Here is a 15,970-nt window from a genome sequence, read left to right on the forward strand (position 1 = left end):
GAGAGCACGCCGTCGTCGAGGTGCGGCGAGACGACGACGACGCGCTGCGAGTCGGTCACCAGAGGTTCGAGCACGGCCACGGCGCCCTATGATCGCGGCCTTGACGGAGGCCGCACGTTGAACCCGCGCCGCTACGTCCCACAGGCTCTCCGGAGACGGCTCCGACCTCTGCGCGCGGCCTGCGTCGACTGGCGCCGCCGCCGCCCACCGTCACTCGGAGACCTCCGGCGCGTGACGCCGATCGACCCGAACTGGGGGTTCGAGCGCGGCACGCCCATCGACCGCGTCTACGTCGAGGAGTTCGTCGGCTCCCATGCGGCCGACATCCGCGGCCGCGTGCTCGAGATCGCGGCGCCCGACTACACGACGCGGTTCGGACGCGACGTCGAGCGGGTCGACATCCTGATGGCGACGGAGGGGAACCCGCAGGCGACGATCGTCGGTGACCTCGTCGACGCGCCGCAGATTCCGAGCGGCACCTTCGACTGCGCGATCGTCACGCAGACGCTCCAGTTCGTCTACGACGTGCGCGCGGCGTTCGCGACGTTGCATCGCGTCCTCGCGCCGGGCGGCGTGCTCATCGCCACGGTGCCCGGCATCACGAAGATCTCGCCGCCGGAGGACGAGGAGTACGGCGAGTGGTGGCACTTCACGGCACGTTCCGCGCAGCGGCTCGCGGAGGAGGCCTTCGGCGCGGGGAACGTCGAGGTCCGCTCGTTCGGGAACGTGCTGAGCGCGACGGGCTTCCTGTACGGGCTCGCCGCCTCCGACCTCACGGGCGACGAGCTTGCCGCGCACGACCGACTCTACGAGGTGATCGTCGGCGTTCGTGCGGTGAAGCGCCGCTAGCGGCAGTAGGCGGCTTCGAGGTCGCGGGTGCGCAGGCTCGGATCGGCCAGGCTGACCGCCCCGTCGGTCTGCCAGAGGACGAGATGCGCCCCCGTCCCCCTCGCGAGCCGGCGGCCCGCGAGAGCCAGCACGGGCTGGGTCACGACGTAGCGGGCGACGAGCGGCGAGCCGTCCGCGTGGACGAGTCGCCCTCCGGCTCCTACGTCGACCCGCGTGGAGGGAAGTCCGTCGAAGACCGAATTGCCGATCGCGGCGACACGGTCGACCGACGAGTTGAAGAACTCCGTCAGGAAGAGCGCGTGCCGTGTCATCTCCGTGTACGGGCATCTCTCCGGCGCGATGTAGACCTTCGTCGCGCGCGACCCGTCCGGGAGCGCGTCGTCGACCCACGTCCGGTTCGCCGTGTCGGCCTGCACGAAGGCCGCTGGGGCGTCCGCCTCCCGTTTCCACGCGAGCACAGCGGTGAAGATCAGGCCCGCGAGGACCACGGTCGGAAGAGCGGGCCAGAAGCGTCGGGGTAGAGCCACTGCGGCCAGCGTCAGGAGGACGACGAACACGCCCAGCACACGTCTTCCGTCAAGTTGGGGCGTGCCCTCGACGACGGTCCACACCCACGACCACAGCGCCGTCGGGACCTCCTCGACGACGATGTTGCCCCCGACCAGCCCGAAGGGGAGGATCGCCGCCAGAGCCAGCGCCAGGCCGGCCGAGGCGGCCGTGAGGAGGAAGGGCCGCGGCAACCCGCTCCTGAGCCACACTGCGAACGCGACGAGCCACATCGGCGCGACGTAGAAGAGGTACCGGTCGTGGAGCTCCGAGTATCCGTACGGCGTGCTCGCGAACGCCGCCGCGATCAGCACCATGATGGCGTTCACGGTGAGGAACGCCGAGACGAACGCGCCCTCCTCCACGCGACCCCGGCGGGCGCTCCGAAGGAGGTCGACGACGACGATCGGAGCGACCACGAACGGAACGACCCAGAGGTAGAGCTCCCAGGCGGCAAGGTGGTAGACGACGAACCGAGCGACGGTCACGACGTCGTACCCGCGCCAGAGATCGGCGTAGCCACCGAGGGAGCCACTCGCGGACGAGTCCGAAACGAGCAGGCGGACGCCTAAGGCCGCCGCTCCCACCGCAACGGCCCCGACGGTCGGCCAGAGCCGGACCGCCGCGTCGCGCAGCGGAGGGCGTTCCTTCCCGATCGCCCAGAGAAGCAGCGCGCCGGCGAGGAACGCGAGCACGAGCGAACCGAACTGGGGGCGCGTGGCATATGCGAGGCCGACGGCAGCGAGCATCGCGAGCTGCCGTGAGACGGAAGGACGCTCGAGCGCGAGGACGACGGCGAGGAGCGCGATGCTGGAGGTCAGGTACGCCGCGCTCTCGGTGAGGACGAGTGAGGTGTAGATCGAGGAGGGGATCGCCAGCGACATCGCGGCGACGGCCACGCTCCACCACGGCGGCAGCAGCCGCCGTGCGAGGAGATAGATCGGCACCGCCGCCAGCGCGAAGAGCAGCGCGTTCGCGACCTTGAAGAGGGGATAGGCGGCCTCGACGCCGCCCGCAAGCGCGAGAATCGGAGCGAGGACGAGCGGGTAGACGGCCCCGTAGCCGTACGCGTCACCCCTCAGGTTCAGCCATTCGCCGTCGGCGACGCCGCGAGCGGCGATCGTGTACCGGAGCTCGTCGGGGTTCAGGAGCGGCATGTCGACGAGCTGTGCGAGCGCGCCGTAGCCGATCGCCGCGAGAACGACGATCGACGCCAACGCGAGCACCGGGCCCCGAGCGGCGGCACGATCGGCCCGAGCACGCGACTCGGCGATCCTGAGCCGGCCGGCGAGCTGGGGCGACGCCTCCGGGGTCACCGGCTGCGGCTCCACGGCTCACACGGTAGCGCTCCGGTCAGCCGAACGATCCGCGTCCCCGGACGGCCCCTCGACTACGTCCGAGCGGCGCGATCGCCGAGGACGCGCTGCGCAGTCCGCGTCAGCTTGCGGTAAGCGCGCCGGGGCAGGCGCTGTTCCACGTTCGCGAGCCGTCCCTCGAGCTCGTCGAGACGGCGCTGGAGCCGGATCACGTCCGCCTCTCCGAGCACCGCCGCCTCGACGGCGTACTCGGCATCGTCGACGAGCGTCGGGAGCGGGAAGCGGAGCGCTTCGGCGCTCCCCGGCGCCAGATAGCCGACGCCGGCGGGACCCCGGAGCTCCCGCAGCGCGTCGCGGAGCCGCGTGTCGACGACGAGCCTGCCCTGCGCGACTCCTCGCTCGAGCTCGTCGTCCGACACGACGAGCGCCTCGTAGTAGTCCGCGATCCGACCACTCCGGAGCGCCGCATACATGTCCGCGTGGTATGCGGTCGGGGGCCTCTTGACGTACTTCTCGAAGGCCACACCCTGAAGCTCGGCCTTGTGGGCGGACTGGGCGACCGAGCGCAGCGGGAAGTGGAAGCACTCGATCGGAAACCACCCGCGGAGCGGCTTGAACGGGCTGTCCACGAGGGCATGGTTGCCGCGTGTGACCTGGATCTCGGGGTGCCCGCGGTGGATGATCTTGCGGATCGGCTTGTAGATGGATCCCGGTTCGTTGATCGGGGCGAGCGCCGAGAAGCGAACGGTCATCCGCTCGGCGAAATGCCCGTCGCCAGGCCTCGGGCAGAACACGCGCAGGAACGCGCCCACCGTCCCGTACCGGGGCGGCACGGCCGCGAGCACCTCCGAGAGCGACGCGCCACGGGGCCACCAGAACTCGTCGGCGTCCGAGTTGATCACCCAGTCGGCGCCGTACTGCGTCGCGGCGAGCCTGGCCATGCGGGTCACCCACTCGTTCTGGCGGAGGTCGTCGCCGTCCTCGCGGATGAGATGGACGTGGCCCGAGCGCGCGTACTCCTCGAGCACGTCGGTCGTCCCGTCCCGAGAGAGGTTGTCGGTCGCGATCACGAGATCGACGCCCGCGTTGAGGTGGAACGCGAGCCACGAGTCGACGACGTCGATCTCGTCCCGGGCGAGGAGCGTCATGACCACCGTCATCGACGCGCCAGTCTACGAAGAGGCCCTCGCTCGAGGGCGTCCAGCCGCCGCTCGAGCGCGCGCACTCGCTCTTCGGCGCGGACGACGCCGTCGATCTCGACCAATACCGACGCCTCCGCGGCGTACGCGGCGTCGTCCTCGGTCTTCGGCCGGGGAAAGTCGAGCAGCTGCCCGCCGGCCGCTGGAGCGAACGCGCCGTCGTCGCGGCGGATCGCCCGCAGCGCGTCGCGCAGCCGCGTGTCGAGCGCGAGTGTGCCGTCCGCGAGCCCGCGCGCGAGCGCGTCGTCGTCGATCGCGAACGCGCCGTAGAAGTCGTCGAGCCGGCCCGCTCGAGCCGCCTCGTCGAGCAGGATCTGGTGCTCCGTCGGCTCGTAGCCCCGGTTGCGGAGCCAACCGCCCTGCGCCTTGCGTCCGAGTTGGGCCGCCGAGCGGAACGAGAAGTGCAGGACCTCGAGCGGGTGCCAGGCGCGGAGCGAGCGCAGGCCCGGAGCCTGCGCGTTGTGGTTCCCCGCCTCGATCTCGACCTCGGGGTGCGCGCGGTGAGCGACCTTCTGGTGGGCGTGGAAGATCGTCTCCTTCGCGCCCGGATGCGCTGGCGTCGCCAGGCGGACCGTCATCCGCTCCGCGAAGAAGCCGCCGTCGTCGGGGCGGGGGAGGAAGTGGCGCCAGCAACCCCGCACGACGCCGTACCGCGCCGGCACGCTCGCGAGGACGTCTTTCAGCGACCCGCCGCGAGGCCACCAGAACTCGTCCGCATCGGCGTGGACCACCCAGTCGGCGCCGTGGTCGGTGGCGGCGACGCGGGCCATCCGCGTCACCCACTCGTCCTGGCGCATGTCGTCGGCCGACTCGCGGAGGAGGTGCAGGTAGCCCGCGCGCTCGTACCGCTCGAAGATCTCGGTCGTCCCGTCGGTCGATGCGTTGTCCGTAGCGATGACGTGGTCGACGCCCGCGTGCAGGTGGTAAGCGAGCTGCGCGTCGACGATGTCCGCCTCGTTGCGCGCGAGCAGGGTCATGACGACCTTCACGGTGCGGCTCCGCCCCGCAGCCCGTCGGCGACAGCGTCGACGACGCGCTCGGCCGCGCGTCCGTCGACCGTGCCGACGACCTGCTCGACCGCCCGCCGCCGTTCCGGAGCGAGCTCGTCCGGGCGCGCGAGCGCGCGCTCGATCCCGTCGACGACCTCCTCGAAGCGCTCCGCCCGGTAGAAGGCGCCGGATGCTGCGAGCTCCTCGTAGTGCTTGCCGACGACGTTCTTCGCCGCCCACGACTCGCCCGGCGGCGCGCCCTCGTCGTAGAGGACGCAGACGGCCGGGCGATCGCCCACGAGCGCGTCGAGGAGGATCGTGCCCGCGTTGCAGACGACGACGTCGACGTGCTGGAGCAGCGTCGCGAGGTCGTCGAGGTCGGCGTAGCTCGCCTCCTGCACGACGACCCCGTCGTGGCCCTCTGCCGCCCCGAAGCGCTCCTGCCACCGACGGTCGCGCGGGTGAGGGCGAAACAGGAGCTGGACGCGCTCTGCTCCGTCGCCTCGCCACCATGCGAGGAGACGCTCGACGAAGGCACCCTCGTAGGGCGCGTTGCTCGGTGTGTTCCCGGCGACGAGCACGACGCGTCGGGCGGGGTCGAGCCCATAGCGGCGCAGCAGCTTCTCGTACTCGGCGCCTGACCGCCGGCGATGGAGGAGATCGGTCTGCGGCCAGCCGGTGACGCGGACACGGTCCTGCTGGATCTCGTGGTAACGGCGCAGGTCGTCCTCCATGACGTCGTTCTGCACGACGTAGAGGTCGCAGTGCGGCGAGATGACGCCCTTGCCGACCGTGTGGTCCCAGCTCGCCACCTGGGCGACGACGGGTAGCCGCAGGCGGCGCGCTGCGGTGAGGAACGGCACGGCGCTCGCGGGCTGGACGTTAGAGAGCACGAGCGCCGAGCACTCGCGCCGCATCGTCTCGAGCAGCCGCCCTGGGACGTGCCGCCGCGCGCTGAAGAACCAGCGCCCCATCGCGTGCTCGACGGCGGGCCAGCGTGGGAGCGGGCCGTCGCGGTCGGTGTCGAGCATCCAGTTGGGATGCCCCGGCTGCATGCGCTCGGCGTGGAACCCGTGCCGGTAGTTCAGCCGCATGGCGAGCGGGTAGTAGCCGAGCCGCCGGTCGAGCCAGGCGTCGATCCGTCCCTGGGCTCGGTCTGCGAGCCCGCGCGAAGCGGTGAGGTCGTCGCCGTAGAGGATGGGCACGCCTTCGAGGCGTGTCACCCACTCGGCGGCTTCGGCACGTGGGACGAGGAACACCACCGTGACGTCGCCGTCGAGGCGCTCACGAAGACCGCTCACGATCCCCGTATCGACGAAGACGCGAATCGAGAGCTGGTCGGGGAGCACGAGCCAGGCCCGCTTCGGGCTCATCTGGCAGGAACACCGACGTGCGAGGCGATTCGCGTCGCGAGAGACCGTCCGTCGAGTCCGTGGAAGCGGAGCGCCTCGGCGGGCGTGCCGCACGCGGGCCAGCCCTCGACGCCGAAGACCGTCACCACGTGTCCCGGGAGCGCGGCACGGAGGCCGTCCCCGAGCCCACCGACGGGAGCATGGTCCTCGAGCACGAAGACGTGCTCGAACAGGCCGACCTCGGCGGCGAGCCACTCGGCGTCGAAGCGGTTGAGCCACGGCAGCGCCACCACCCGCAGGGACAGCTCGCCGCTCTCGCCGAGCCGCTCGGCGGCCACGAGCGCCTCGTGGAGCATCACCGGCCCGTACGAGACGAGAACTGCGTCGCCGCCCTCGCGCAGCACGGTCCCACGCCCGACGGCCGCGACGCCGGGAAGGTCGATCCGCCGAGGCGAAGGCCCGATCGCGAGCCGCACCGCGACTGTCTCCGCGGCGTCCATCGCGGCCCAGCGCACGAGCGTTCGAGTCTCCTCCGGCGAGCCTGGCTGGACGATCGCGACGTTCGGCAGCGCCGCAAGGAGGGAGATGTCGCGGACGCTCTGGTGCGATTTGCCCGGCCCCGCCGGGATGAGCCCTGCGTAGTGGAGCGCGTAGAGGACCTTCGAGCCCTCGCTCGCCTGGTTGTAGATCTGCTCGTTCGCCCGTGAGGCGAGAAACGCGGCGAAGGAGTTCACCACCGGCAGCAACCCGTGACGCGCCATCCCGGCCGCCGTCGAGACCATGTCCTGCTCCGCGATGCCGCACTGGACGAACCGGTCGGGATACGCGAGCTCGAAGGCGCGCGTGCGGCAGTCCGACGCGAGATCGGCGTCGAGGACGATGAGGTCGTCGCGCTCCGCTCCGAGCTCGAGCAGCGTCTCGCCGTATGCCTCGACGACGTACTCGTCCGTGACCGGGCTCCGCACGCGTGCACCCGCACCGGACTCCGGCTCACCCTCGAGCCCGCGAACGGCGCCCTCGTCCTCGACCGGCTCGAGCGCCGGGGGCTCGAGGCCGAGCGCCGCGCACCGTTCCGCGAGACGCGCCTCGAGCTCCGCCAGCGCGCGGGCGAACGGCTCGTCGCCGGGCGCGCCCGCATGCCAGCGGTACGTCCCTCCGCCCTCGGCAAGGGCGACGGGGTGCTCCATGAACGACACGCCCCTGCCCTTGACCGTCTTGGCGACGAGCGCCTTCGGCGCACCGTCGGTATCGCGGAACCGCGCGAACGCCTCTCGCAGCGCCGCGTGGTCGTGACCGTCGACCGCGGCGACGTCCCAGCCGAACGCGCGGAGCTTCGTCTCGAGGTCACCGAGCGAGACGATCTCCTCCGTCGGCTTGTCCGACTGCACCTCGTTGCGGTCGACGACCACCCACAGCCCTCCCAGGCGCTCGTGCGCCGCAGCCTGGAGCGCCTCCCAGTTCTGCCCCTCCTGGAGCTCCCCGTCCCCCGTCATGACGACCACACGCCCTCCGCGGCCGAGCCGGCGCTTCGCGAGCGCGATCCCGCGCCCCTTGGAGATGCCCATCCCGAGCGAGCCCGAGCTCGCCTCGATCCCCGGCACGCCGACGTCGGGATGACCGTCGAGGCCGCCGAGGCGACGTAGCCGGAGGAGCCGCTCGCGCGGGACCACGCCGAGCGCGAACAACACGGCGTAGAGACCCGGCACGTCGTGCCCCTTCGACGAGAAGAAGACGTCGCGGTCGGGGTCGTGGAACCCACGGTCGGCGACGTCGAGCTCCTCGAACAGGAGATGCGCCACGAGGTCGAGCGCGCTGAAGGTCGACCCGAGGTGCCCCGATCCGGCGCGCTTCACCGCGACGAGGGCGTTCAGGCGGCACGCGTCCGCGAGCAGTGCGAGCTTCGCGTCGGGGTCGACCTCGGCCGCCCGCAGACGATCGAGCTCCGACTTCGGGACGAGGCGCAGATCCGGCATGTCCGACAGGAGACCGTAGCCGACCCGCCCGGCGTCAGAGACCGCCGGCGGCGCCGTGCGCCGGCTCGCCTGCGGCCACCGGCCCGCGACGACCGACCAGGCGCTCGATGCCGGCTGCGATGAGGGCGAGGTAGACCGCGTACAGCGGAAGCCCGAACACGACCAGGTGGTGCGGCGTCTCCACGTACGTGCCGAGGTCGGTGATCCAGTTGTGCCTGCCGAATACCGCGACCGCCCAGGCGCCGAGATAGTCCACGACCGCGTACTCGATCGCATAGGTGAGCGCCGCCACGACCCAGGCGACCCGCAGGAGCCGCCGCCAGCCGTCGTCCAGGAGGACGTAGGTCGCGACGAGGGCGGGCAGGCACCAGTAGGCGTACTGCGGGCCGTATCCCGGCCCGAACGCTACGACGAACATCAGCCCGACCGCGGCGAGCAGGAAGAGCCTCGGCGCGGTTGGCGGCTCTTCCCGCCAGAGAAGGACGGACGTCGCGCTCGCCGCGACCGCGAGAGCGAGCGTGAAGACCGTGGGGTAGTGCGCGCGAGCGTCCAGAAGCGAGAACCGGTCCGCGGCCTCCACGAGCCAGAGCACGCAGACGACCACGGCGACCTCCGTCATGAGGGCGGCCTCGCCCACCGCCAGGGGGCGTCCGGCGCGCCACGCGATCGCCATTCCCGCGAGCGCCGCGACGGCCGCGAGCGTGACGATGGAGAGGCGAACGTCGAAGACGGCGAACTCCCTCACCATGCCCGCGAGCCCGAAGTACCCGCGCGTGGAGCGGTACGTGATCACGTTGTCCCACACCGCCCCTGGAGCCAGGACGAGAATCACCGCGACGCCGAGCGCCGCGGGGCCGACGAAGAGCGCTGCGCCGAGCGCCCGCGCGCCGCGCGAGGCCTGTCGCGCGCCCGGCGCCAGCAGCGGCGCGAGGAGGAGCGGAACGGTTTTCGCGAGCACGCCGAGGCCGAGGAAGAGGCAGCCGCCGAGCCATGCGACGACGTCACGCGAGCGCCGGTGCGCCCCGAGGGCCGCGACCGCCAGCGTCACGAGCAGACCGACGTGGACGTCGCTGTTGCCGTGCTGGCAGACCAGGATGATCGCCACAGGGTTGAGCGCGATCCCGACGAGAAGCGCGCGCCGCACGGCGGCACGGTCGGCTCCGACCGACAGGAGCGTCCCGTACAGCGTGACGACGACAGCGGATTCGACCAGGACGAGGTACACGCGGAGCGCCGTCCAGAAGGCGAGATCCGCGTAGCCCGCCGCCGCGTCGATCGCCACGATCACGACGAGCCAGAGCGGCGGCCAGTTCAGGACTCCGGTCTCGTACGGGTTCCGGCCCTCGTCGCGCGCTGCGAGGGCCGTCTGCCAGTAGTCGACGTCGAGCGAGTGCGCATCTCCGATCGCGACGACGAAGGCCACGCGTGCGATCCAGGCGGCGCCGAGGACGACCGCGAGATCGCGAACGGCGCGACGCACGGCGGCGAAGGCTAGATGCCCCGCCCGCTGTCGATCGCGGACACGCGGTCGCGCGAGCGGCCGAAGAGACCCGCCGTCGCGAGGAGGACGAAGGCCGGCACGACCGGGACCGCGTACTCGGCGACCGCGTAGACCGCGAGCGACGTCGAGAGGAGCACGAGCAGCCCCGACGCGGCGAGCGCCGCGGGGACGACGATCCCTCGCGGGCGGCGCCAGAGCGCCGCGACGAGACCGACCAGGAGCCACATGAAGGGGCGCGGGTAGAGGCGCGACAGGTCGTTCAGGCGCTCGACGAGCCAGGGCCGCGTGGCGCGGTCGGGAAGGCCGTCGAGGAGCTCGTTCACCCGGCGGTCGAGCGCGCCCGCGCGAACGGCGTCGGCCGGATTCCGGAAGACGATCGAGTGCTCGGTCGGCGAGGTCCAGACCTCCCGGATCCGGCCGTCGGGCGTCGAGATGTACGGCGCCTCCCGCGAGGACGGGATCGGCTCGTCGTCTGCCGGAGGAGGGGACGTCGACTGCAGCGCTCGCCCCGATGGCCGGGGAGCGGGCGCGCTCGCGGGGGTCTCCTCGACCGGCGCGTAGAGGGGCCAGAGGACGAGCCGCCAGAGGTCGCGGCCCACGCCGCGCGCGTACGTGCCCGGATGTGCGCGGATCGCCTCCCGTGCGACGCGGCCGAGATGCCGGTAGTCGTCGTCCCAGCCCCACGTGCGATCGGAGAGCACGGTGAGGTCGTCGTGCATGCGCGAGCTGCCGGACGAGAAGAACGTCTGCAGGTCGATCCCGCGCGACAGGTACGGCTCGTTCGGAAGCAGCTCCCGCGCGACCGCCTGGGCGAGCTCCTCGGAGGCGGGGCCGTTCACCGGCTCGACGATGCGGTCTGCGACGAAGGCCCGGAAGAGGAGCGACGACGACCCGCCGCGGACGACGGTGAAGTCGTCAGCGCGCACCGAGTTGTGCACCGCGAGCGCGACGAGCGGCACGACCGCGCCGACCGCGAAGGACGCGACGGCCACGAGCCGCGGCCGTGGGCCGCGGGCCGCGAGCAGCGGCGCGAGGCCGAGGACGAGCAGCGACTGCCCGACCGGACGGGCGAAGACGAGCGCCGCCACGCCGAGGCCGAGCGCACCGGCGCGCAGGGCGGTGGGACGGTCGACCGCACGCGCGAGCAGCAGCGCGACCAGCGCGAACGCCGCGGCGAAGACGGCGTCGCTCGCGAGCTGGTGGAAGAGCAGGACGTAGCCGGGGTACACGAGGAGCGCCGCGGCCGTCGTCAGCGCCGCGACGGGACCGAAGCGGCGGGCGACGCAGAACCACGCGACGATCGAGAGCGCGTACAGGGCGGCGGCGCCGATCTCGCTGACGACCGGTCCGGCGTCCAGGAGCGCTCCGGCGATGAGTGGCGTCCCGGGCGTCCTTGCGAGAAGTGCGTTCGGATAGACGACGTGCGTGTCGAACAGCTGGGCGTAGACGAGCAGGTACCGCGCCAGGTCGCGGCCCGCCTCGAGGGGCAGAGCGATCGACACCGCCGCGTAGACCGCGAGAGCGGCGGCGAACACGGCGGGCGCCGCTTGCCGGCTCTCCGCGGCCCCCTCGAGCGCGCGGCCGACGCGAACCACCCTGCCTCCCGGCGCCGTCACTGCGCCAGCCTATGGTCCCGCACGGGCCGCATGCTACGGTCGAGCGCCGTACGCGATGTCCGCCGCCGCGCCCGAGATCTCCGTCGTCATCCCGTGCCTCAACGAGGAGGAGGCGGTCGGGGCGGTCGTCGACCAGGCGTGGGAGGGGATCAGCGCGTCGGGCCGGCCGGGCGAGGTGATCGTGGTGGACAACAGGTCGACCGACCGCTCGGCCGAGGTCGCCGCCGACCACGGCGCGATCGTCGTGCGCGAGGAGCGGCCGGGCTACGGCAGCGCGTACCTCGCTGGGCTCGCCGTCGCACGCGGTGACTACATCGTGATGGGCGACGCCGACGAGACGTACCCGATACGCGACCTCGCGCCGTTCGTCGCGCGGCTCGCGGCCGGCGACGACCTCGTCATGGGATCGCGGTTCGAGGGGACGATCCACGGCGAGGCGATGCCGTGGCTGAACCGCCACGTCGGCAACCCGATCCTCACCGGCCTCCTGAACGTCCTCTTCGGAGTGAAGATCTCGGACGCCCACTGCGGCATGCGCGCCGTGCGCCGCGAGGCCCTCGAGACGCTCGACCTCCACTCCACGGGGATGGAGTTCGCCTCGGAGATGGTCTTCAAGGCGTTCCGCCGCAAGCTGCGGGTGAGCGAGATCCCGATCGACTACTACCCGCGCGTCGGAGAGTCGAAGCTGAACCGCTTCGGCGACGCCTGGCGCCACGTCAGGTTCATGCTTCTCTACAGCCCGAGCTGGCTCTATTTCGTCCCGGGCGCGATCCTGCTCGTCATCGGGGTGCTCGGCGCTATCGCGCTGGCGGCCGGCCCCGTCACGGTCCTCGGCCACACGTGGCAGATCCACTCGCTCTTCCTCTGCATGTTCGCGATCCTGCTCGGGACGCAGGTGGTGCAGCTCGGGATCTTCGCCCGTGCGTTCGCCTACGCGCACCTCGGCGAGACCGACGCCCTGGTCGAGCGCGCCCGCGAACGGCTGCGGCTCGAGCACGGTCTCGCGGCCGGCGGAGTTCTCCTACTCGCAGGAGTCGTGACGCTGTTCGTGATCTTCGTCGCGTGGGCGTTCGACGGCTTCGGCGCTCTTTCCCACGAGTACGCGACCGCGCTCGGCTTCACGGCGGTCGCCGTCGGCACGCAGGTCGTGCTCGGCTCCTTCTTCCTCGGCCTCCTGACGATGCGCACCACGGAGCCCTCGCGCGCCGTGATCGTGGAACGCGTCCCGGTCGCGTGAGCGGCTACGTGCCGCTCAACGAGCGGCCACAGGGCGGCCACGCACGGCTCCTCGCGCTCGCGCTCGCCGACGGCCCGGGGCGTGTCCTCGACGTGGGCTGCTCGTCCGGCTACCTCGCTCGCCCTCTTCGCGAGGCCGGCGCCCGCGTCGTCGGCATCGAGCTCGACCCCGCCGCAGCCGCGGAGGCCCGCGCCGTCTGCGAGGCGGTCGTCGTCGGCGACGTCGAGTCGGTCGACCTGCCGTTCGAGCCCGCGTCGTTCGACGTCGTGCTGTGCGGGGACGTCGTCGAGCACCTGCGCGATCCCGGCGCCGCGCTCGCCCGTCTCCGGCAGTTCCTGCGGCCCGGGGGACGGCTCGTCCTGACGACGCCGAACGTCGCGAACTGGGCCATTCGCCTCTCGCTGCTAGCCGGGAGATGGCGGTACACGGACCGTGGGATCCTCGACCGCACGCACACGCATCTCTTCACGCGCAAGACCCTCAACGAGACCGTGACGCAGGCAGGCTATCGCGTCGTCGAGCTCGATCACACAGCCCCTGTCCCGTTCGTCGGCACGCCGCGGGTCGAGCAGGTGGCACACGCCGTGGCGGCGGTGCGGCCGTCGCTGCTCGCGTACCAGCTCCTGCTTGCAGCGACCCCGCGTTGATCTCGGTCGTCATTCCTGCCAAGGACGGCGGCACGGACCTCGACCGCTGCCTCGCGGGAATCGAGGCGCAGCGGGTCGACGAGGAGGTGGAGATCGTCGTCGTCGATTCCGGATCGAGCGACGGCAGCGTCGAGCGCGCCTGGGCGGCGGGCGCGGTCGTCCACGAGATCCCGCCCGAGGAGTTCGGCCACGGCCGCACGAGGAACCTCGGCGTGCGGCTTTGCCGGGGCGACCTCGTCGTCTTCACGTCGCAGGACGCCGCCGCCGACGACGATCGCTGGCTCGCGCTTCTGGCGGCTGCGGCACGTTCGGGAGGCGACGTCGCGGGGGCGTACGGCCGCCAGCTGCCGCACGAGGATGCCCGCCCGCCGGAGCGCTTCTTCCTCGACTTCCTGTACGGGCCGCAGGCACGGGTGCAGCGTCTCGACCCTGGAGAGGAGCTCACCTTCGAGACCACGCTCTTCTCCAACGTCAACGCGGCGATTCCCCGGGCGATCCTCGAGCAGTTCCCCTTCCGGGACGATCTCACGATGAGCGAGGACCAGGAATGGTCGCGGCGGGTCCTCCGCGAGGGCTACGCGCTCGTGTACGAGCCCCGCGCCGCAGTCCGGCACTCCCACGCGTACACGATCCGCACGGCGTTCCGACGCTTCTTCGACTCGGGCGTGTCTGCACAGCACTCGTACGTCGAGGGTGACGAGTCGCGCGCGGCGCTGCGCCGCGCCGGCGCGCGGTATGCGCGGGAGGAGCTCGCGTGGCTCTGGCGCACGGGGCGACGTCGCTGGATCCCGTACACCGTGGTCTACGAGCTCGGGAAGTTCGCCGGCCTCCAAGCCGGGCTCAGGCACGAGCGGCTGCCGCGGAGGCTCGTGCGTCGCCTGGGGAGCTACGACACCGGGTGAGCCCGGAGGACGTCCTCGCGGACGTCGCAGCCCCAGCCTGGGCCGGACGGGACGGCGAGCTCCCCGTCGCGGATCTCGGGGACGGCGGTCGTGAGCTCCTCGCGCCACGGGACGTCGTCGACGTCGACTTCGAGGAGCCGGACGTTCGGGATCGCGGCGCACCACTGGGCGGCGATGAACGTCGCGAGGTGGCTGTAGTAGTTGTGCGGCGCGCAGGCGACCTCGTGCGTCTCCGCGAGCGCGGCGATCTTCAGTGACTGCGCGAAGCCGTTCCAGATCACGTCCACCGAGGCGACGTCCATGGCGCCCGCCTCGAGGTACGGCCGGAAGCCGCGGAGCGTGTAGAGGTTCTCGCCCGAGCAGAGCGGGATCGGCGAGCGACGCCGCGCGTGGGCGAGGGCGGCGGCGTCGTACGAGTCGACCTCGAGCCACACGAGGTCGTACGGCTCGAGCGCCCGCGCGATGCGGACGATGCCCTCGGTCGTGAGGTTGAAGTTCAGGTCGACGATCGGCTGCGCCTCACCCTTCGTACCCTCGCGGAACGCCTCGAGCAGCCGGGTCAGCGACTCGAGCAGCTCCGGCGTCGGATTCCGGTCGATCCCGCCGTCGCGTCCGAAGCCGGGCATCAGCACGCGCGGCTCCGCGCCGGGAACGACGATGTTCGTCTTGAAGGCGCGGTACCCGCGCTCGACGACCTCCCGCCCGAGCGCAGTGACGGCCTCGTAGGAGCCGAGCTTGGCGGTCCCGGTCACCTGCCAGGCACGCGCCCGCGTGGTGCCGCAGTGCGACCAGTAGAGCGGGATCGTCTCGCGGGTCGGGCCGCCGAAGAGCTCCGCGACGGAGATTCCGAGCGCCTTTCCCTTGAGGTCGAGGAGGGCGTTCTCGATGCCTCCGATCGCCTTCTGGACGATCGAGCCGGGGCTCTGGCGAGTGCGGCGGTAGAGGTCCCAGTGGATCGCCTCGACCGCGCTCGGATCGCGGCCGACGACGAGCGGCGCGAGATCGGCGACGACGCCCGCCAGCCCCCGCGGCGAGCCGTGCGAATCGGTCACCTCCGACCAGCCCACAAGCCCGTCGTCCGTCGTCGCCTTGACGAACAGCCAGGGCCGCCAGCCGGCGTCGCACGACAGCGTCTCGAGCGAGGCGACCTTCACGGCTCGCCAGGATACGGCTCGCGCGCGACGGTCACGAGCGACGCGCGGCCGTCCGCGACCAGCCGCTCCGCGCGCGCGAAGTCGTCCTCGTCGTCGATGTTCAGCCCCTCGAGCCCCTCCGTCAGGAACGGGGCGACCATCCGGCCCTCGCGCGTCCCGGTCGCCTCGACCACCCGCGCCCAGGCGATCTCGAGCGCGCTGTTCTGGACGTAGACGGGCGGCAGTGCCTGGAACTGGCCCGCGTGCCACGCGACGTCGAGGTGCGACTGGTCGAGGAGCGGCCGCATCAGGCGACCGAGCTCGTCGAGCACCCACATCTTCCCCGGATGCTGCTTGACGAGCTCCACCGCGCGGATCGAGTCGGCCTCGGGCGTCGCGAGGAGCTGCTCGAGCCCCCGGCGGATCACCTCGGGGCCGCGAAACGGGTTCGTGGCGCGGACGATCGCGAAGAGGTCGTAGCGCTCGTCGAGACGGGGCAGAGTCCAGGCGATCCACTCGATGTCCGGCGACGTCGAGGTCGCATATTCATCGGGACGGAGAAACGGAACGTCGGCGCCGTACCAGCGCGCCACCTGGGCGATCCGCTCGCTGTCGGTCGACACGACGATGCGGTCGAAGACCTGCGACTGCCGCGCCGTCTCGATCGCGTAGGCGAGCAGTGGATGTCCCGCCAGCCGTCGGACGTTCTT

13 protein-coding genes are annotated in these 15,970 nt (G+C 71.9%); 4 read left to right on the forward strand and 9 right to left on the reverse strand.

Annotated features, from left to right (window positions below; genetic code table 11):
- Positions 1–231 precede the first annotated feature (231 nt).
- The gene (locus VNM44_RS15050) at positions 232–849 is read left to right on the forward strand and encodes a class I SAM-dependent methyltransferase (RefSeq protein WP_325626733.1); all 618 of its coding nucleotides are present in this window, start codon (positions 232–234) and stop codon (positions 847–849) included.
- Here VNM44_RS15050 and VNM44_RS15055 read toward each other — a convergent pair.
- Genes VNM44_RS15055 through VNM44_RS15085 form a run of 7 tightly spaced genes read right to left on the reverse strand, consistent with a single transcriptional unit; the run spans position 846 to position 11,341 of the window.
- Positions 846–2,726 carry a glycosyltransferase family 39 protein gene (locus tag VNM44_RS15055; RefSeq protein WP_325626735.1) on the reverse strand — a complete coding sequence of 627 codons (1,881 nt, stop codon included), beginning with the start codon at positions 2,724–2,726 and terminating at the stop codon, positions 846–848. The two genes, VNM44_RS15050 and VNM44_RS15055, sit on opposite strands and share 4 nt — an antisense overlap.
- Before the next feature lie 59 nt (positions 2,727–2,785).
- Positions 2,786–3,871: a glycosyltransferase family 2 protein gene (locus VNM44_RS15060; RefSeq protein ID WP_325626737.1), complete on the reverse strand. Its 1,086-nt coding sequence runs from the start codon at positions 3,869–3,871 to the stop codon at positions 2,786–2,788.
- On the reverse strand, positions 3,868–4,899 hold the full coding sequence (locus VNM44_RS15065) for a glycosyltransferase family 2 protein (protein ID WP_325626739.1): 1,032 nt from the start codon (positions 4,897–4,899) through the stop codon (positions 3,868–3,870). The genes VNM44_RS15060 and VNM44_RS15065 overlap by 4 nt, the downstream gene beginning before the upstream one ends.
- Positions 4,896–6,272, reverse strand: a complete 1,377-nt coding sequence (locus VNM44_RS15070; protein ID WP_325626741.1) for a CDP-glycerol glycerophosphotransferase family protein — start codon at positions 6,270–6,272, stop codon at positions 4,896–4,898. The genes VNM44_RS15065 and VNM44_RS15070 overlap by 4 nt, the downstream gene beginning before the upstream one ends.
- A complete protein-coding gene (locus tag VNM44_RS15075) occupies positions 6,269–8,224 on the reverse strand; it encodes a transketolase C-terminal domain-containing protein (protein WP_325626743.1) in 1,956 nt (651 codons plus the stop codon). Before VNM44_RS15075 ends, VNM44_RS15070 begins: the two co-directional genes overlap by 4 nt.
- Before the next feature lie 34 nt (positions 8,225–8,258).
- Positions 8,259–9,704 carry a hypothetical protein gene (locus VNM44_RS15080; RefSeq protein ID WP_325626746.1) on the reverse strand — a complete coding sequence of 482 codons (1,446 nt, stop codon included), beginning with the start codon at positions 9,702–9,704 and terminating at the stop codon, positions 8,259–8,261.
- An 11-nt stretch (positions 9,705–9,715) separates the two neighbouring features.
- Positions 9,716–11,341, reverse strand: a complete 1,626-nt coding sequence (locus VNM44_RS15085; protein ID WP_325626748.1) for a hypothetical protein — start codon at positions 11,339–11,341, stop codon at positions 9,716–9,718.
- Between the two features lie 55 nt (positions 11,342–11,396).
- Here VNM44_RS15085 and VNM44_RS15090 point away from each other — a divergent pair, with 55 nt between their 5' ends.
- The 3 genes from VNM44_RS15090 to VNM44_RS15100 are packed head-to-tail and all read left to right on the forward strand — an operon-like array spanning position 11,397 to position 14,127.
- Complete coding sequence (locus VNM44_RS15090; protein WP_325626750.1) at positions 11,397–12,578, forward strand: glycosyltransferase family 2 protein; 1,182 nt, start codon at positions 11,397–11,399, stop codon at positions 12,576–12,578.
- Positions 12,575–13,225, forward strand: a complete 651-nt coding sequence (locus VNM44_RS15095) for a class I SAM-dependent methyltransferase (RefSeq protein ID WP_325626752.1) — start codon at positions 12,575–12,577, stop codon at positions 13,223–13,225. The genes VNM44_RS15090 and VNM44_RS15095 overlap by 4 nt, the downstream gene beginning before the upstream one ends.
- Complete coding sequence (locus tag VNM44_RS15100; RefSeq protein WP_325626754.1) at positions 13,222–14,127, forward strand: glycosyltransferase; 906 nt, start codon at positions 13,222–13,224, stop codon at positions 14,125–14,127. The genes VNM44_RS15095 and VNM44_RS15100 overlap by 4 nt, the downstream gene beginning before the upstream one ends.
- On the opposite strand, the gene VNM44_RS15105 is transcribed toward VNM44_RS15100, so the two are convergent.
- Both VNM44_RS15105 and VNM44_RS15110 read right to left on the reverse strand, forming a co-directional pair.
- Positions 14,112–15,281: a mandelate racemase/muconate lactonizing enzyme family protein gene (locus tag VNM44_RS15105; RefSeq protein ID WP_325626756.1), complete on the reverse strand. Its 1,170-nt coding sequence runs from the start codon at positions 15,279–15,281 to the stop codon at positions 14,112–14,114. The genes VNM44_RS15100 and VNM44_RS15105 overlap by 16 nt on opposite strands.
- On the reverse strand, positions 15,278–15,970 hold a 693-nt coding region (locus tag VNM44_RS15110; protein ID WP_325626758.1), incomplete at its 5' end, for an acylneuraminate cytidylyltransferase family protein. The genes VNM44_RS15110 and VNM44_RS15105, both read right to left, overlap by 4 nt.

Origin of the sequence: Gaiella sp., assembly GCF_035558935.1 — a bacterium.
Lineage (GTDB): Bacteria > Actinomycetota > Thermoleophilia > Gaiellales > Gaiellaceae > Gaiella.

Coding starts and splice junctions, on each gene's coding strand:
- VNM44_RS15060 (WP_325626737.1), bottom strand. CDS start 3,871: ATGACGGTGGTCATGACGCTCCTCGCCCGGGACGAGATCGACGTCGTC.
- VNM44_RS15070 (WP_325626741.1), bottom strand. CDS start 6,272: ATGAGCCCGAAGCGGGCCTGGCTCGTGCTCCCCGACCAGCTCTCGATT.
- VNM44_RS15075 (WP_325626743.1), bottom strand. CDS start 8,224: ATGCCGGATCTGCGCCTCGTCCCGAAGTCGGAGCTCGATCGTCTGCGG.
- VNM44_RS15090 (WP_325626750.1), top strand. CDS start 11,397: ATGTCCGCCGCCGCGCCCGAGATCTCCGTCGTCATCCCGTGCCTCAAC.